The organism is Kitasatospora sp. NPDC101183, from assembly GCF_044767945.1.
Classification (GTDB): domain Bacteria; phylum Actinomycetota; class Actinomycetes; order Streptomycetales; family Streptomycetaceae; genus Kitasatospora.
The window spans coordinates 34,222-50,143 of the sequence record NZ_JBIWOW010000042.1 but is presented as its reverse complement, the minus strand read 5'-3'; the positions used below and the strand labels follow the sequence as shown (position 1 = coordinate 50,143).

Genomic DNA, 15,922 nt, shown 5'->3' with positions numbered 1-15,922 from the left:
GGGGGGGGGGGGGGGGGGGGGGGGGCGGCCCCGCGGGGGGGGGGGGGTACTTTGCCGGGGCCCCCCCCCCCCCCCCCCCGTGCGGGGGGGGGGGGGGGCCCCGCCCCCCCCCCCCCCCCACCGCTGTGTCTGTGGAAGGTGCCTAACGCCGGAACTCACGGGCGGCGGCGGTCAGCCTGCCCCGGACGGCGGCGTGGACCTCGGCCTCCTCGGCCGGGTCGGCGGCGAGCCTGCGCAATCGCTCCAGCACACGCGCGTCGCCCGTGGTGGCGACGTGGCGCGCGGCGAGCTCGCGCGTGGACTCCTCGCAGTCCCAGAGGCACTCGACGGCGGGCCCCTCCGGGAAGTGCACGTCGGTGGCGGCCAGCGCCCGGGCGGCGCGGCCCCGCAGTTCCGAGGAGGCGGCCTCCCCGTAGATGTGGCGCAGGACGGGCACGGCGTCGGCGGCGGCCAGCCGCCCCGCACCGTCCACCAGGGACCCGAGCCCGCAGCCGCTCACGCCCCGCACCGACACCCATCGGCGCAGGCCGGCGACGACCAGCGACGCGTCGTCGGGCTCGCCGGCGTCGGCGAGCAGGCGCACGGCGGCCTCGCCGAGCGCGCTGTCAGCCGCGCCGCCGACCGGGTCGGCCCAGCGGCGGGCGTGCGCCAGCACCTCCGGGCCGCGCATCCGGCCGAGCAGTTCCAGGGCGGCCCGCACCACGCGGTCGTCCACGTCGGCGGCGGCGGCCTCGATCAGCCCGATCGCGGCGGGATCGTGCTGGTCGACGAGGTGGCGCAGCGCGGCTCTGCGGGCTCCGGGCAGTCCGCCCTCGGCCGCCTCCAGCAGCAGCGGACGGTCCTCGGGCCGCACGACGGCGGTCAGGCAGCGGGCGGCCGCGGCGGCGCGCCGGTCCACGGCGTCGGGCCCGTCCGGGTCCTCCTCCGTCTGTGACGAGGCGGTGCGGCCCAGGAAGGCTCCGGCGCCGAGGGCACCGAGGTCCCCCTGGTCGGCCCAGGCCAGGACGTCGGCGGTGGACCAGCCCGGGGTGACGCCGCTGCGGTTGAGCTGGCGCTGCCAGAGGTCGAAGGGCGACTGCTCGGAGGCGGCCGCGACCCGCGGGTGGTAGGCGGCCCAGAGGCGCCACGGCCGGGGCTCGTAGGCGTTGCGGATGAACTCGCGCAGCTCGGCGTCCCCCTCGGGACCGGGCGCGAAGTGGTCCAGCACGGCGGTGCCGAGCAGCAGCAGGCCCCGGTCGTCGTCCCGCAGGGCGAGCTCGTCCAGCGCCCAGGCCCAGTTGGCGCCCGTGGCGGCGTACTCGCGCAGCATCAGCAGCGCGTCGCGCCGGCCGTACGCGGCGAGGTGGCCCAGGACGGACAGGGCGAGGCCGGTGCGGCACTCGTCGTCGCTGACCAGGTCCTCGGCGGAGTGGAGGTGGTCCTCGATCCCGTCGAGGGGGGCCTCCAGCTCCATGTAGAGGCGGGCGTAATAGAGGGAGCGCCCCTCGACCTGCCAGTCGGCTCGCGGATCTCTGGTGACGCACTCCTCAAGGGCGGCGATGGCCTCGGTGCGGTCGGCGGCCAGCGCGTGGAGCTGCCCGTCACCGCGGCCTCGCTGAAGGAGGCCGAGGAGGCTGGCACTAGGTGCTATCACTGGCTCGAACATGAGGTCAGCATCCGTTGCGGCGGTCGTAGTGGCAACGGGATTTCCGTCGCCGGGGTCTCTGGTCGGTACTGCGGTGGGCGCCCGGGCGCCGGAATCACCGAAGGTTACCGCCTCGCGCACCCATCCGCACACAGGGCAACGGAGGCCGCCGCCACAGTGGCATATGCCATGGGAACTTTGCGTGCGTTCTGTCCAAATCACCCGCACGGGTGAGGACGCTGTGCGACAGTCGTCCCACTACTCCCACGGCCCGCACCCGGCGGACCGGACCCGACCGATGGACCCGTCATGACCATGCCATTAGGCCGGTGAGGGCGCCCGTGAAGCCGGAACGCGCACGCCGCCCCGCGCACGCCGAGGAGAGCGGCATCGGCATCGGCTCCGCCGAGTGGGACCTCCTCACCGACGAGGTCCGCTGGAACGCCGAGACCTACCTCCTCCTCGGCTGCGACCCGGGCACGGCCCCGCTCAGCCTCGACCGCCTGCCCGACCGCCTCCCCGAGGCGGACCGGCCGCTGCTGCGCCGCATGATGACCGACGCCCTCGTGCACGGCCGCCCCTCCGCCGGAACGGTCCGCGTCCGGCGGGTCGGCGGCCGGCACGACGGGGTCGAGTGCGCGGGCGAGCCCGTCCTCGGCCCGGACGGCACCGTCACCGCGCTGCGCATGCTCCTGCGGCCGGCCCCGCTCGACTGAACCCTCTCCTCTCAGCCGGCCCCCGGACCGGCCGCCCGAGGCTCGGCCCTCAGGCGCTCCCCGCCGACCTCGGCCGGTTCTTGGAGTCCGCGGTCCGCAACTGGCGCCCCAGGTCCGCCCGCAGCTCGTCCACCACCGCGAGCCCCCGGTAGCGCGCCGTCAGCCGGTACATCTCCCGCAGCCTGTCCCACGTCCGGTGCGAGGAGTTCTGGCCGATCCCCTTCAGCGCCGTCCGCGTCTGCTCCGCCGCCGCCTCCGGCTCCCCGGTCATCCAGTGCACCGACGCCAGGGTGATCCGGTCGAACAGCGCCGAGCGCAGCTGCCCCGTCCCCTCGCGCAGGGCGATCACCCGCTCCGCGTGCCGCCGGGCCGACGGGGCCGCCGAGGCGTCGTACTCGGCCAGCGTGCGCAGCACCAGGGCCTGCATGCCGCGCAGTTCGGCCTCGTCGAACACCTGCATCCAGGTCGGCGCCGGCTCCGTGGCCTCGTCGGCGAACAGCGCCTCGGCCTCGCCCAGCAGCCGGTGGGTGTCCTGGGCGTGCCCGACCGAGGCGTGCGCCCAGGCCTCGACGGTGTTGAACATGGCGCGCGTCCGGGGCAGCAGCCGCCCGCCCGTCGAGTTCGCCGCCGCCATCAGCTCGATCGCGTCGTCCGCCCGGCCCAGGTGGACCATCTGCCGCGCGGCGCGGGAGATCGCCTCCCCCGCGCGCGGGCGGTCGTCCGCCTCCCTGGCCGCGTCCGCCGCGATCGTGAAGTACCGCTGGGCCGTGGGCTCCAGGCCCACGTCGTGCGACATCCAGCCGGCCAGCACCGCGAGGTTGGCCGCGACCAGCCACAACCGCTGCTCCACGTCACTGCTGTGACGGTGCGTCAACAGGCCGCCCACCTCGTTCAGTTGGCCGACCACCGCCTTTCTCTGAAGGCCGCCGCCGCGCGCCGCGTCCCAGGCGCGGAACACCTGCACCGACTGCTCCAGCGACTCCACCTCGTCGGGCCCGATCGGGCCCGCCTCGTACACGTCCACCACGGGGCGCGTCCCGCCCCCGGTGACCACCTGTCGGGGCCCGGGCGCGGCAGCCGCGTACGCGACGGCGTCCCCGCCCAGCCAGCCCTTGAGCGAGTCGGCGATGACCACCCCGGCCGTGAGCGCGGCGCCCGCACCCACCAATCCACGTCGGTTCAGCATGAGGTCCATTCCCGTGAACTCGGTGAGGACCGCGGCTGTTCGATCCGGCGACCACGGGACTGCTGCGGAGGCTGACGCCCCTGGGGACCTGGTGGGCCGGTGTCGTTCCAGACCGAGGTCCTCAGTGGTGACGACACGACCGAGCCGCTCCGTGAACACGGCCGCCAGCACCCTCGGCACCGGATCGCGGGGGATCTCCCCCTGCTCGATCCAACGCCGTACCCTCGACGTGTCGGTGGACAGCTGCTGCTGCCCCAGCGCGGCACCCCGACGGTTGACCAGCCGCGCCAGCTCGCCCTTGGACCATCCGGTCAGGACGAACAGATCGGCCAGTCGGGTGTTGGGTTCCCTGCTCAAGTGAAGCCCCCAGGTTTCCTCGGCACTTCGAGGCTAGAGCGTCCGGCAAGTGCCGGGCGAGCATTCGCCACGGTTCGCCAGGGCCCGCCAGACTACTAAGCCAGTGCACCGCGGGTGTGTTGTAGGGGTGCGCCACCTCGCCTCCGGGTCGGGCGGCGTCCCACCGGCGTCGGGGCTGTCCCCCGACCGTGGCACGGGACGCCCCCGGTCCTCACCCGAGGGGGTGGCGCGGCCGGGTGGCGCGGGAGCGCCGGGCACGGCCACGGCTCTCCGGCCGACCGCATTCCCCAGGGTGCGGACGGCCGGTCGACAGCCGAACAGGGGTTCCTGACCCCGCGTCCGTGCCCGGCGCCCGCGCACCACCCGGTCCGCCCAAGAGCAGGGCCGCCGCGCGCAACCCCCCAGGAGCGCGCGGCACCGGCCCTCCCCCGCACCGCGGGGCCGCAGCCGGACCGGAAGGGACCACCCTCACCCCATGCACTCCTCAGCGACGACCCCGACGCCCACCGCGCCCCGCGCCGCACTGCGCCCCCCCACCGCGGCCGCCGGCCGCCCGGGCCCCAAGCAGGTGCCGCCGGGCGTCCGGCCGGTCGCCCCGCGCGGCGTCGAGGGCCGGTCCACCGAGGCCCGAGTCGTCCCCACCGGCCGTACGGCGCTGGGGCTGCGCGGCCCCGAGGCCCCCCTGGCGCCCGGCCAGCGCCTCCCGCTCGCCCGCCAGGCCGACAGCCAGGTGATGCGCCGCCCGATCCGGCCGGGCGCCCCCCTCGGGCCCGACCGGATCGACCCCTCCGCCCTGCAGACCCCGGCCGTACGGGCCGCGCTGGCGAGCGTCGCGCGGATATGTCCCGCGTTCACGCCGCGCCAGGTCCTGCGCGAGGGCAGCCGCCACATCCTGGTGGCGGGCACCATCGGGCGGGCGCCCGTGGTCGCCAAGTGCCTGGCGCCGCAGGCGGTGCGCAGTGAGTACTTCGAGCAGCTCGTGGCCGACTTCCACCACGAGGTCGCGGTCTACCGGGCGTTCGTCCGGCACCGCCCGCCGGTGCGGCTGCCCCGGCTGGTCGCGGCCGACCACGACCGCTGCGTGCTCGTCATGGAGCGCGTGCCCGGGCGCCCGGCCGCCCGCGAGCGCCACCCGGTCAACGCGCCCACCCCGGGCGAGGTGCGGGCCCTGCTCGGCGCGGTGCGGACGCTGAACCTGTGGCGGCCGCCGAGCGACGTCTTCCAGCCGCGCCTGGACTACCAGTTGGAGATCTCGCGCTACCACTCGGTCGGCCAGCTGACCGACCGGGACGCGGGCGACCTTCGCGGCCTGCTGCACGGCCTCGGCCACACGCCGATGCAGCTGTGCCACGGCGACGCCCTGCTCAGCAACATGCTGCTGGCGCCCTCCGGGCCGGTGCTGGTCGACTGGGAGCAGGCCGGCTGGTACCTGCCGGGCTACGACCTGGCGGTGCTGTGGAGCGTGCTCTCCGGCGACACCGCGGCCCGCCGCCAGATCAGCCAACTCGCCCAGAGCGGCGGCACGATGGCGCGGGACGCGTTCCTCGTGAACCTGGTGCTCGTGCTGATGCGGGAGATCCGGCTGTACGACGTGCCGGGCGCCGGCGAGGAGCAGCGGATCATGATCCGCCGCCTCTACGACGACGCCGCGCTCGCCCGCCGGGCCGTCCGCGCGGCGGTCGGCACCCGCTGAGCCGACCGACCGCCAGCCAGCCTCACGGCCGGGCGCCCCGTTCGAGGGCGACCCGGCCGGCGGCGTCCAGGACGGCCTCCTCGGGGGCCAGGTGCACCCGGCTGCTGAGCACGTCCCTCAGGTAGCGCTCCAGGGGGTGACGCCGGCTCAGGCCGGGGTTGCCGGTGAGCGCGACGGCCTGCTGGACGGCGGTGGTGGCGGCGCGGACGGCGAGCAGGTGCGCGGGGCCCGTCCGGGCGACGGCGTCCTCCTCGCCCCGGTCCACCCGGGGGGCCAGGCCCTCCACCAGTTCCTCGGCGCCGATCAGGTGGGCCTCGATCTCGCCGAGGGCGCAGCGGTAGCGGGGCAGGGTGCCCAGCGGTTCGGTCAGATTGGCCGGGGTCCGCTGGTTGAGGAAACGAATCAGCCAGTCCTCGGCGGCGCGGGCGACGCCGATCGCGACGGCGGCGAGGGCCAGGTCGTGCCAGGCGCGGGAGAGCCGGGCCCCGTTCTCGTCGGCGCTGCGCGCAGCGGGGGCGGCGAGGCCGAGGGCCAGGTCGGCGGGCACCCGGACCTCCTCGAGCACCACGTCGTGGCTGGCGCTGGCGCGCAGGCCGAGCTGGTCCCAGACGGGGTCGATCTCCAGGCCCTCGCTCTCGCCGCGCACGAGGAACGTGCCGGTCCTGGGCTCGGGTTCGTCCGTCCGGGCGGTGACGGCCATCCAGGCGAGGGCCTCCGCGCCGGTGCAGTACGTCTTGCGGCCGCTCAGCAGCCAGCCGCCCTCGCCGTCCGGGCGGGCCACCGTCCCGGGCGGGGCTCCCGCCTCCCGCTCGCCGGGCTCGGCGTGCAGGGTGTTGACCAGGGCGGGGCCCCGCCGGGACTCGGTGAGCAGCCGCCGGTACCCGGCCGCGGGCCAGCCGGGGTGGCGGGCCTGCTCGGCGTGCTGGAGCAGGGTGAAGGCGGTGACCACGGCGACGGAGGCGTCACCCCGGCCGAGCCGCGCGAGGACCCGGACGGTGTCGGCGAGCGTGCCGCCCGCCCCGCCGTAGCGCGGGGAGACGGTCAGGGTGAGCAGTCCGGCCTCGTGGACGGCCTCGATGCCCTGGTACGGGAAGGTGGCGTCGCGGTCGTGCTCCTCGGCGCGGGCGGCGAGCAGGTCGACCACCCGGGGGAGGCGGGCCAGCGCGGCCTCGACGGCCTCCCGGTCGGGCGCGGAGCCGGCCTCGGCGGAGCGTTCACCGGCCGAACGATCGTCCGCCGAACGATCGGTGCGGGTCCGATCGTTGCGCGTGCGATCGTTTCGGGTGCGGCCCGCACGAGCCGCGCGGACCGGGCGGTCCGGCGCCGACCGTTCGTCGGAGGAACGATCGTCCGTCGGACGGTCGTCGTCCGGACGTTCGTCGTCCGGGCGGTCGTCGTCCGGACGTTCGTCGTCCGGGCGGTCGGCGCGTGAGTGGTCGGTGGCGGCGATGGTCGTCATGATGCTGGTGCCTCCGGGCGGCGGCGTGGGCTCGGCCCGCACGGCCGGCCCCTCGGGGCCTGGTCGTCGTACGGAGTGCGGAGCGGCACGCGGGACGGACACGTCGGACGGGCGCGCATGGGGCCGGCGGCCCCGGAGAGCGGCCGGCGCACGGCCCGCCCCCGGTCGCGGCGCATCGTCCGGAACCCGGTCGACCGCCCGCCGCCACGGGGACGAATCCCCCTCAGCGACCCGGACACGCCGCGCTGGCGGTGCGTCGCAGGTCGAGGTGCCGACGGCGGGTCAGCAACGGGAGACGGCACGGCATGTTCGCGACTGTACGAACCGTTGATCGATACCGTCAAGCAGCGTCCGGCCCCTGGGCGGGGGCCCGACGGCGCCGCCCGGAGGGGCTCCGGCCGCCGGGATCAGCCCTGCTGGAACATGTCCGCCGGGAGCGGCTTCAGCAGCTGATACAGGTCGTCCGAAATCGGTCGGTCCCAGGAGGCGATCGTCACCTGGACGCCGTCGCTGCGGCCGAACTGGGCGCAGAACACGCGCTCCTCGCTGACCTTGACCTTCTTCACGATGAGCAGGTCGTCCCCGAGCATGACCGGGAAGTCCTCGGCCGAGACGAAGTCGACCGACTCCTCGTTCTCCAGCGCCGCGAGCAGCTGCCGCACTTCGAAGGGCACGGTGTCGCCGGTGTCCCGGGCGGGCGATCCCTCGGGGAGGTTGCCGATGAACATCGCCGGGCCTCTGCCGCCGAACAGGTCGTAGCGCAGGAAAATTCCCTGGCAGGAGCCGTCCGGGCCGGTCATCATGGCCGCACCGAAGTCACCGGGCCAGTCGCCCGGGTCCATCGCGAGCACGTCGAAGTCCGGGCCGGCGGGCTGTCCGGAGCGACGGCGGAGAAAAGACATGGGACCATCGTACGTGCCCGGCACACCAGGCTCGCGGGGTGGGTGGGGCATCTTCCGGACCCGCCCGGGAGCAGGCGGGAGATCGACGCTCAGAGACCAATGTTGACTCTGAGCAACCGTCCGGGCTACGTTCGGTTCTGCACGACAGCCGTTCTGGGTTTCACCCTCCGGGGGGACGGCATGTCGCAACGCGGCCCTACCCGCGTATCCCTCACTGTGCACCTGTCGTGCCGAACCGCCGAGCACCCAGCTTCGTCGTCAGCACCGGCACCACACACAAGCCAACAGTTCCATGCATCACAAGCCAGATCCGCGGGGCCCCGGCCCGTCGCTCCCGTGGATCTGCTCGGGACGCCGCCGCGTGGGGGCGTGCGGGTCCCGAGCGTTGGGTGCCGTCCGCCGAGTCGCTCTCGGCATCGGCGCCAGCCTCCCGGCGACTGCCGGCCCCTCGTGGGCCGGGACCGGCCGACGCACCCCGGTGCGCAGGGGATGACTGGGAGGATGGCCTGGCATAGCTGCCGGGCCGCACAGCAGGCGCCGTGTCTGGCCGCGTGGGGGCGGTGGGCACGGCGTCTGCCTGTGCTCATACTCTGAGCTGCGTTTGTCTAACAGTCAACAGAAATTCTGACGGGGCACGTTCAATAGATCATCAGTTGTGATGTTCGTGCCCGGAATCCTTCGCGAATCGGACCCGACTCGAACCAGCTCTGACCGACCCGGAGCAGCTCTGGCCGGATCGAGCCCGTTCCGGACGGAACCGCTCCGATCCGGGGTGCCTGGCACCCTCGGACCGGAGCGGCCGACGCGGGGTCAGGTGAGGTCGAACTCGCCGTCCCGGGCGCCCAGCACGAACGCCCGCCACTCGGCCGGCGTGAAGACCAGCACGGGCCCGTCCTCCTGACGGCCGTCCCGCATCCCGATGTACCCGTCGACGAACGCGATCTGGACGTCCCCGACGCCCTGGCTGCTGCACAGCCACTCCGCGCCGGTGAAGTCCACCTTCGGCTTCCCGCTGGGCGCGAGCTCCTGCTGCGCCCCGCCCGCCTGCACGTCCGTCCCGCTGTTGGCTGTCACTGGTCGATCTCCTCCCGACGGCATTCCGGGGCCAGCCTAATCACAGGTCGGCGGCCCGGTCAGCGGGTTCACGAGGTCTCCCCCGGGAGGGTGGCGGGGCCCGCGGCCGGGGCGGGGCGTGTCCCGACCGGCGGCGGGCCCCGGCAACTGCCAGAGTGGCGCCAGGGCGCGCGGCGGCGGGCCGCCGGAGCCCTCCGGACCCCTGGGACGACTCCCGCGGCCGCCCCCGTCCTCCGAAGCCTTCGGACTCCTCCAGACGGTTTCCGATCGTTTCCGACCGCACCACGACCCCACACGACCGCGAGCGCCCAAGGGAGCAGCCGATGAGCCGCCGGGAAGCCACCCGCGCCGACGTCATCCCCATCTCCGACGCCCCCTCGGCCCACCCGCCGGCGCCCCGGACCCCGCCCGCCACGCTGCCCCGGCCGACCCCGGCCCGGGCGGGGGCGCACGGGCGGGTCGGGATCGTCCTGGTCTCGCACAGCCGGGAACTGGCCACCGCCGTACGCGCCCTGGCGCTCGCCCTGGCCGGATCCGACTCCCCCGCCCCGATCGCCGCCACCGGCGGGGACCCGTCGGACGGGCCGGGCATCAGCGCGGTGCTGGTGGCCTCCGCGACCCGGCGGGTCGACCAGGGCCACGGCGTGGTCGTGCTCGCCGACCTCGGCGGCGCCGTCACCACCGTCCGGGCGCTGCTGGCCCGGGCGGACGAGCACGGGCTGCCCTTCCCCGTACGGTTCGCCAACGCGCCCTTCGTCGAGGGGGCGGTGGCCGCCACGGCCACGGCGACGGCCGGCGGGGACCTCGCGGCCGTACTGGACGCGGCCGAAGAGGCCTACCGGCAGCGGAAGAGCTGAGCGGAAGGGCCGGCGGGGGTGCTCAGGGGCGCGCGGCGCCGCCGAGGCTGAAGAAGGCCGGGCCGGTGCACTCCAGGGCGTCGCGCAGCCGCTGGTGCTCGGCCTCGATCATCGGCGGCAGCCCGTCCAGCGGGAACCAGCCGACCTCCAGCGACTCGTCGTCGTTCACCCGGGCCTCGCCGCCGACCGCCCGGCAGCGGAAGGTCAGCACCAGGTACTGCGTCACGTCGCCGTTGGGGTACGTCACCTCGGGCGTGACGCTCGTCGAGGCGAGCAGCTCGGGCACCACCTCCACGCCGGTCTCCTCCAGGCACTCGCGCACCACGCCGTCCGCCGGCTGCTCGCCGGGGTCGAGGATGCCGCCGACGCAGGCCCAGCGCCCGTCGTCGGCGCGGCGGGCGAGCAGCACCCGGCCCTCGTCGTCCCGGACGACGGCGACGACGGCGCTCAGCCAGAGCGGGCGGTTGCCGACGACCGCGCGGAGTTCGGCGAGGAAGGGAGGGATGGCCATGGGCGGCAGCCTACGGCGTGCCGCGGGACCGGCGGACGCATTCCGAGGAGAGCGGAGATGAAGCAGTCGCCGGGAATTGGTGAAAGAAGAGCGAAGAGGATTGCGCGATGGTAGGGAATTCAGTCGCCCTGACCAATTTCGATCGTTGTCGCACCGACAACGCGAGGACATCGCACCGACAACGCGAGGAGATCGATCGAACCCCGATCGGTACCGACCGGGACCGTCAGAGCGCCGCCCGGCGGCGGTCGCGCAGCAGTCCGAAGGCGATCCTGCCGAGCAGCAGCACCCCGGCCGCCAGGCACCCGGCCACCGCCATCGCCCAGGCCGGGCCGTCACTGTCCGGAACGATCACGGCCACGACGATGCCCAGGGCCAGGCAGGCCAGCCCGACCAGCGCCAACGGAATCTGGTGCGTGACCAGCGCGCCGCCGCTGCACGCGCGGGCCAGCCGGGTCGCGCCGTGCAGGTGGAGGGGATCACGGTCCGCATCTGCCATGAGCCCAAGGTACCCCGGCACGGCGGCGGAGGCAGCCCGCGGAACGTGAGGAAACGGCCACCCTGCGCCACCCGCCGAAACCGCGCGGGCGGTCGCTTTCCGGCTCCACATTCCTCCACGGAAAATCCCCATCCCCCCGGTACAACCATCCACCCGGTGCAGCGGTCTCATGGGCATCGAGTGATCCGGGAGCCGCTCGCGGGACGGTTGTACACCCCCTGTACACCCCCACCGCGAACCGGAATTCCCAGGGGGCGGAACCGCCGCCCCCTGGGGCCGGGGGTCGGGCTCCGTCCCCCGGCGGTACCGCCACGCCGCTCGGCGACCGAGGGGGAACCGTGCCGCAGTCCCAGTCCACGACGTCGATCTCCCGAGCCCCGACCGGGCTCCCACCCAACGTCCGCGCACTGCCGCCTCCGGCGGCGGGCGCCTGCGAGGCCGACCGCCACGGGGGCGGTCACCACGCGGGCGCCGTCCACGACGGAGCCGCCCGGCTCCCGTCCGGGACGGCGGAGCAGCAGGACGCACGGGGCGAATGGCTGCGGTTCGCCCCCGTCCAGCCGCTCTTCCGGGCCCGGGCCGCCCAGCGCCTGGCCGTCCTCGCGTACCACGGGGTCACCGACCACCGGACGTTCGGCGCCCAGCTCGACCGGCTGCGCCGACTGGCCACCCCGGTCGCGCTCGACGCCGTCCTCCAGGCCGTCACCGAGCGGCGGCCGCTGCCGCCGCGCAGCGTGCTGGTCACCTTCGACGACGCCGACCGGAGCGTCCTCACCCACGCCCTGCCCGAACTCGACGCCCGGGGCATCCCGGCCACCGCCTTCGTCATCTCCGAACTCATCGGCACCGAGCGGCCGTTCTGGTGGCACGAGGCCGACTTCCTCGCCCGCCACGGCGGCCGCGCCCGCTCGCTCGACTGCGGGCACCCGTCCCAGCTGCTCCCCCGGCTCAAGGCCATGCCCGACCCGGACCGGCGGCGCAGCCTGCACGAACTGCGGGCCAGCGCCGACCGGCGGCCGCCGGGCCAGGAGCAGCTCACCCCCGAGGACCTCCTGGCCCTGCGGGACGGCGGGGTCGCCATCGGCAACCACACCCAGGGGCACCCGTGCCTGGGCCGGTGCGACGACGCGACGGTGCGGGCGGAGATCACGGGCGCGCACGAGGCCCTCACCCGCTGGCTGGGCGAGCCGCCGACCGCGTTCGCCTATCCGGACGGCGGCCATGATCCGCGTGCGGAAACCGTTTTGCAGGAGCTCGGCTACCGGCTCGGGTTCCTCTCGGACCACCGCCTCGGCCCGCGGCTGCCCTCCAACCCGCTGCAGATCAGCCGTCTCCAGGTCGACTCGGCGACCACCACGCGCCGGTTCGACACCATCCTGTCCGGGCTGGAGCCGGCGTACCGCCGCTGGCGCGGGCAGGCCGTGGCCTGACGGCCGGTGTCACGTGGGAGGCCGGCGGGGGCCGGCCTCCCACGTGCTCAGCCGGCACGGGCGCTCAGCCGGCCCGAACGCCTATCGGGTCAGCGCGGCCGTGAGCGCGCGGCCCTGGGGGTAGAGGGCGGCGGCCGCGGGGAGCGTCGTGGGGGCGCCCGCGTGGAGGACGGTGAGGGTGGCCGAGCCGGACCGGGCGGCGGCCTCGGCGCCGGCGCGGCGCAGCACCTGGGCGGCGACGGCGTCGGCGGAGCCGTGGAAGGAGCCGCGGAAGGCGGCCGACGCGAGGGCCTCGCGGACGCGGTCGTCCACCAGTTCGTAGTGGGTGCAGCCGAGCACCAGTTCGTCGGTCCCGGCCGGGGTGCGGGAGGCCGCGTCGGCGACGGCCGCCGTGATCGCCTCCTCGTCCCCGTGCTCGATGGCGTCGGCCAGGCCCGGGCAGGCGACCTCGGTGACCTCGGCGGAGCCGCCGAACTCCCGGATCAGGCCCCGCTGGTAGGCGCTGCCGGTGGTGGCCGGGGTCGCCCAGATCGCGACGCGGCCGCCGCGGGCGGCGGCGGGCTTGATCGCCGGGACCGTCCCGATCACGGGGATCGCCGGTTCGAGCTCGGCCCGCAGGGCGTCCAGCGCGTGGACGGAGGCCGTGTTGCAGGCCACGATCAGCGCGTCCGGCCGCTCGGCCGCGGCGGCCCGTGCGCAGCCCAGGGCCAGCTCCGTGATCTCCTCGCTCGTGCGCGGCCCCCAGGGCATCGAGGCGGGGTCGGAGGAGAGCACCAGATCGACGTCCGGGCGCAGCTTCCGAAGGGCGGCGGCGGCGGCCAGGAGGCCGATTCCGGAATCCATCAGTGCGATCTTCACGGGTCAAGACTCTAGTCGATCCGCCTCTCCGGGCCGGTTCTGCGGCAGACTGCCCAGGTGACCGTCCTGCTGTGGATCGCCGTCTCCTCCCTGCTCGTCTGGCTCTGGCTGGCCTGCTGCCACGGTCTGTTCTGGCGCACGGACGTCCGACTGCCGCCGCGCCGCCCGCCGGAGAGCTGGCCCCGGGCGGCGATCGTGGTGCCGGCCCGGGACGAGGCGGGGGTGCTGCCGTCGAGCCTGCCCTCGCTGCTGGCGCAGCGGTACCCGGGCGCGGCGCGGGTGATCCTGGTGGACGACCACAGCTCGGACGGCACGGGCGCGCTGGCCGCGGAGCTGCGCGCGGTCGGCGGGCTGGACCTCACCGTCACCACCCCTCCCCCGCTGCCGCCGGGCTGGACGGGCAAGCTGTGGGCGCTGCGCCACGGCGTGGAGCTGGCCGGGGCGGAGGCCGACTACCTGCTGCTGACGGACGCCGACATCGCCCACGGCCCGGACTCCCTGGCCGAGTTGGTGGCCTCCGCCGAGACGAACGGCCTGGACCTGGTCTCGCAGATGGCCCGGCTGCGGGTGGAGACGCGCTGGGAGCGGCTGATCGTCCCGGCGTTCGTGTACTTCTTCGCGCAGCTCTACCCGTTCCGCCGCAGCAACCGCCCCGGCGCCCGGACGGCGGCCGCGGCGGGCGGCTGCTCGCTGGTGCGGCGCGAGGCGCTGGAGCGGGCGGGCGGGGTGGCGGCGATCCGGGGCGCGGTGATCGACGACGTGTCGCTGGCGCGGGCGGTGAAGTCCTCGGGCGGGCGGACGTGGCTGGGCCTGGCGGAGCAGGTGGACAGCGTCCGCCCGTACCCGCGGCTGGAGCAGCTGTGGCGGATGGTCTCGCGCAGCGCGTACGCCCAACTGCGGCACTCCCCGCTGCTGCTGCTCGGCACGGTGGCGGGGCTGGCGCTGGTGTACCTGGTGCCGCCGGTGGCGCTGGCCGCCGGGCTGGCGGCGGGGGCGCCCGTGGTGGCGGCGGCGGGCGGGGCGGCCTGGGCGCTGATGGCGGGCACGTTCGCGCCGATGGTCCGGTACTACGGGCAGCCCGTTCCCGCGGCGCTGCTGCTGCCGTTCACGGCCGGGCTGTACCTGCTGATGACGGTGGACTCGGCGGTGCAGCACTGGCGCGGCCGGGGCGCGGCCTGGAAGGGCCGCACCTACCCGGCGCCCTCGCGGGCCCAGGACCGCTGACCCCCGGGTCCCCCGATGCCCAGGCCCCTTGGTTTCCCAGGCGCTTGATCCCCTGGCTCCTTGATTTCCGGGACGCGCCGCGCCGAGCCGATCCATACTGCTCGGATGGACCGTCAACGGATCTCCCGCATCGCGCACACCCGCCACCCGGTCGCGGCGCCGCTGGCGGACGAGTCGGTGGCCCGGCTGCTGGAGCGCGCCACGGCCGGCGCCGGGCAGGGCCGGCTGCTGGACCTCGGCTGCGGCGAAGGCGCCTGGCTGGTACGGGCGTTGGCGGCGAACCCGCTCTGGCGGGCGGTCGGGGTGGACGTGGACGTGGAGGCGCTGGTCCTCGCCCGGGAGCGGGCGACGGCGCTGGGCGTGGTGCACCGCATCGGCCTGCACCACCAGGACGCCCGGGAGTTCGGCTCCCACGAGCCCTTCGACGTGGTGCTGTGCGTCGGCTCCACCCACGCCCTCGGCGGCCTGGCCCCGACGCTGGCGGCGGCGCGCGAACTCCTGGCCCCCGGCGGGAGGTTGGTGCTGGGCGAGGGCTTCTGGGAGCACGAGCCGCCCCGGGCCGCGCTGGAGGCGCTGGGCGCCGCCCGGGAGGAGTACGCGAGCCTGGCCGCCACCACGGACCGGCTGGCCGCCGAGGGCTGGACCCCCGTGGACGGGCACGTCAGCACCCAACAGGAGTGGGACGCCTACGAGTTCGCCTGGACGGGATCGCTGGCCGAGTGGGCGCTGGACCACCCCGACGACCCGGAGGCGGCGGCCGCCCGGGAGGCCGCGGACAGCCACCGCAGGGCCTGGCTGCACGGGTACCGGGGCGTCCTGGGCTTCGTCACGTACGTGCTGCGCCGCGACTGACCCGCTCTAGTGGGTGCGCAGTTGCTCCTGCTGCACCAGGTAGTCGAGCACCTCGGGCATCGCCTCCACGCCGCCCGCCCTGGTCGGCGAGGTGCGGTACTCGCCCTGGACGACGACGGTGGGCAGTTCGTTGACGCCGTAGCGGACGAACTCGGAGGCGGCCTCGTCCACCGAGCGGCTCACCTCGGCCGAGCGGTAGGCCTGGCGGAAGCGCTGGGCGTCGACGCCGTGGCGCACGGCCCAGTCGGTGGCGGCGGTCTCGGTGGTGAGGTCGGCGCGGTCGGTGTGGATGGAGCGGAAGGCGGAGGCCTGCAGCCGGTCGACCAGGCCGAGGCGGTCGAGCGCGTAGAACAGCCGGGCGTGGGCGCGCTGGGTGTCCTCGTCCGGGCTGCCCTGCCAGATGGCGGGGACGCGGCGCAGCGCGACGTCGGCGCGGTGGCGCTCCGCCCAGCCCTGGAGGGGCTGCTCGAGCTGCTGGGAGTGGCTGCAGTCGTACCAGAAGAACTCGACGGCCTCGGTGCGGGCGCTCTCGCGCACCGGCTGCGGGTGGTCGAGCTTGACGAACTGGGCGCCCTCGACGGGATGTTGGTGAGCGGCCGCGCCGGCCTGGACGGGGGACGCGGCGATCCCGGCGGCGAGGGCGAGCAGGGCGGCGGAGCGCAGCAGCTTCGAGTTCACAC

The 15,922-nt window shown here is 75.4% G+C and carries 16 protein-coding genes; 6 read left to right on the top strand and 10 right to left on the bottom strand.

The genetic code is table 11. From position 1 onward, the window contains the following. Window positions 1-142: 142 nt before the first annotated feature. The gene (locus tag ACIRRS_RS36155; RefSeq protein ID WP_402980505.1) at window positions 143-1,645 is read right to left on the bottom strand and encodes a HEAT repeat domain-containing protein; all 1,503 of its coding nucleotides are present in this window, start codon (window positions 1,643-1,645) and stop codon (window positions 143-145) included. A 320-nt stretch (window positions 1,646-1,965) separates the two neighbouring features. Between ACIRRS_RS36155 and ACIRRS_RS36150 the strand changes: the two genes are divergently transcribed. Beyond that, the gene (locus ACIRRS_RS36150; protein ID WP_402980502.1) at window positions 1,966-2,340 is read left to right on the top strand and encodes a hypothetical protein; all 375 of its coding nucleotides are present in this window, start codon (window positions 1,966-1,968) and stop codon (window positions 2,338-2,340) included. Window positions 2,341-2,389: 49 nt separating this feature from the next. On the opposite strand, the gene ACIRRS_RS36145 is transcribed toward ACIRRS_RS36150, so the two are convergent. Then, window positions 2,390-3,883 (bottom strand): hypothetical protein, encoded by a 1,494-nt coding sequence (locus tag ACIRRS_RS36145; protein ID WP_402980499.1) that lies wholly within the window; start codon window positions 3,881-3,883, stop codon window positions 2,390-2,392. Window positions 3,884-4,358: 475 nt separating this feature from the next. Between ACIRRS_RS36145 and ACIRRS_RS36140 the strand changes: the two genes are divergently transcribed. After that, a complete protein-coding gene (locus tag ACIRRS_RS36140) occupies window positions 4,359-5,576 on the top strand; it encodes a phosphotransferase (RefSeq protein WP_402980496.1) in 1,218 nt (405 codons plus the stop codon). A 22-nt stretch (window positions 5,577-5,598) separates the two neighbouring features. On the opposite strand, the gene ACIRRS_RS36135 is transcribed toward ACIRRS_RS36140, so the two are convergent. From ACIRRS_RS36135 to ACIRRS_RS36120, 4 genes are all read right to left on the bottom strand, one after another. Next, window positions 5,599-7,035 (bottom strand): acyl-CoA dehydrogenase family protein, encoded by a 1,437-nt coding sequence (locus tag ACIRRS_RS36135; RefSeq protein ID WP_402980493.1) that lies wholly within the window; start codon window positions 7,033-7,035, stop codon window positions 5,599-5,601. A 223-nt stretch (window positions 7,036-7,258) separates the two neighbouring features. Then, window positions 7,259-7,342, bottom strand: coding sequence for a putative leader peptide (locus ACIRRS_RS36130; RefSeq protein ID WP_350526312.1), 84 nt, complete (start codon window positions 7,340-7,342; stop codon window positions 7,259-7,261). Between the two features lie 100 nt (window positions 7,343-7,442). Beyond that, complete coding sequence (locus ACIRRS_RS36125; RefSeq protein WP_402980490.1) at window positions 7,443-7,937, bottom strand: hypothetical protein; 495 nt, start codon at window positions 7,935-7,937, stop codon at window positions 7,443-7,445. Window positions 7,938-8,747: 810 nt separating this feature from the next. Continuing rightward, a complete protein-coding gene (locus tag ACIRRS_RS36120) occupies window positions 8,748-8,987 on the bottom strand; it encodes a DUF397 domain-containing protein (protein ID WP_402980512.1) in 240 nt (79 codons plus the stop codon). A gap of 347 nt (window positions 8,988-9,334) precedes the next feature. On the opposite strand from ACIRRS_RS36120, the gene ACIRRS_RS36115 reads away from it, so the two are divergent. Next, window positions 9,335-9,868: a PTS-dependent dihydroxyacetone kinase phosphotransferase subunit DhaM gene (locus ACIRRS_RS36115; protein ID WP_402980487.1), complete on the top strand. Its 534-nt coding sequence runs from the start codon at window positions 9,335-9,337 to the stop codon at window positions 9,866-9,868. A gap of 22 nt (window positions 9,869-9,890) precedes the next feature. On the opposite strand, the gene ACIRRS_RS36110 is transcribed toward ACIRRS_RS36115, so the two are convergent. Then, window positions 9,891-10,379 (bottom strand): NUDIX hydrolase, encoded by a 489-nt coding sequence (locus ACIRRS_RS36110; protein WP_402980484.1) that lies wholly within the window; start codon window positions 10,377-10,379, stop codon window positions 9,891-9,893. A gap of 226 nt (window positions 10,380-10,605) precedes the next feature. After that, window positions 10,606-10,878, bottom strand: a complete 273-nt coding sequence (locus tag ACIRRS_RS36105) for a hypothetical protein (protein ID WP_402980481.1) — start codon at window positions 10,876-10,878, stop codon at window positions 10,606-10,608. A 338-nt stretch (window positions 10,879-11,216) separates the two neighbouring features. Here ACIRRS_RS36105 and ACIRRS_RS36100 point away from each other — a divergent pair, with 338 nt between their 5' ends. After that, the gene (locus tag ACIRRS_RS36100; RefSeq protein ID WP_402980478.1) at window positions 11,217-12,308 is read left to right on the top strand and encodes a polysaccharide deacetylase family protein; all 1,092 of its coding nucleotides are present in this window, start codon (window positions 11,217-11,219) and stop codon (window positions 12,306-12,308) included. Window positions 12,309-12,389: 81 nt separating this feature from the next. Here ACIRRS_RS36100 and ACIRRS_RS36095 read toward each other — a convergent pair whose 3' ends face one another. Beyond that, window positions 12,390-13,166 (bottom strand): glutamate racemase, encoded by a 777-nt coding sequence (locus ACIRRS_RS36095; protein ID WP_402980475.1) that lies wholly within the window; start codon window positions 13,164-13,166, stop codon window positions 12,390-12,392. A gap of 57 nt (window positions 13,167-13,223) precedes the next feature. Between ACIRRS_RS36095 and ACIRRS_RS36090 the strand changes: the two genes are divergently transcribed. Together ACIRRS_RS36090 and ACIRRS_RS36085 are read left to right on the top strand one after the other, a co-directional pair. Continuing rightward, a complete protein-coding gene (locus ACIRRS_RS36090; RefSeq protein WP_402980472.1) occupies window positions 13,224-14,390 on the top strand; it encodes a glycosyltransferase in 1,167 nt (388 codons plus the stop codon). Window positions 14,391-14,495: 105 nt separating this feature from the next. Next, the gene (locus ACIRRS_RS36085) at window positions 14,496-15,242 is read left to right on the top strand and encodes an SAM-dependent methyltransferase (RefSeq protein ID WP_402980469.1); all 747 of its coding nucleotides are present in this window, start codon (window positions 14,496-14,498) and stop codon (window positions 15,240-15,242) included. 6 nt (window positions 15,243-15,248) lie between these two features. On the opposite strand, the gene ACIRRS_RS36080 is transcribed toward ACIRRS_RS36085, so the two are convergent. Continuing rightward, window positions 15,249-15,920, bottom strand: coding sequence for a thiol:disulfide interchange protein DsbA/DsbL (locus ACIRRS_RS36080; protein ID WP_402980466.1), 672 nt, complete (start codon window positions 15,918-15,920; stop codon window positions 15,249-15,251). Window positions 15,921-15,922: the final 2 nt, after the last annotated feature.

What these genes read in the sequence shown, in the direction of transcription:
- ACIRRS_RS36110 (WP_402980484.1), bottom strand. Translation starts at nt 10,379, where the DNA reads ATGGCCATCCCTCCCTTCCTCGCCGAACTCCGCGCGGTCGTCGGCAAC.
- ACIRRS_RS36135 (WP_402980493.1), bottom strand. Translation starts at nt 7,035, where the DNA reads ATGACGACCATCGCCGCCACCGACCACTCACGCGCCGACCGCCCGGAC.
- ACIRRS_RS36155 (WP_402980505.1), bottom strand. Translation starts at nt 1,645, where the DNA reads ATGTTCGAGCCAGTGATAGCACCTAGTGCCAGCCTCCTCGGCCTCCTT.
- ACIRRS_RS36085 (WP_402980469.1), top strand. Translation starts at nt 14,496, where the DNA reads ATGGACCGTCAACGGATCTCCCGCATCGCGCACACCCGCCACCCGGTC.
- ACIRRS_RS36130 (WP_350526312.1), bottom strand. Translation starts at nt 7,342, where the DNA reads ATGCCGTGCCGTCTCCCGTTGCTGACCCGCCGTCGGCACCTCGACCTG.
- ACIRRS_RS36125 (WP_402980490.1), bottom strand. Translation starts at nt 7,937, where the DNA reads ATGTCTTTTCTCCGCCGTCGCTCCGGACAGCCCGCCGGCCCGGACTTC.
- ACIRRS_RS36115 (WP_402980487.1), top strand. Translation starts at nt 9,335, where the DNA reads ATGAGCCGCCGGGAAGCCACCCGCGCCGACGTCATCCCCATCTCCGAC.
- ACIRRS_RS36105 (WP_402980481.1), bottom strand. Translation starts at nt 10,878, where the DNA reads ATGGCAGATGCGGACCGTGATCCCCTCCACCTGCACGGCGCGACCCGG.
- ACIRRS_RS36140 (WP_402980496.1), top strand. Translation starts at nt 4,359, where the DNA reads ATGCACTCCTCAGCGACGACCCCGACGCCCACCGCGCCCCGCGCCGCA.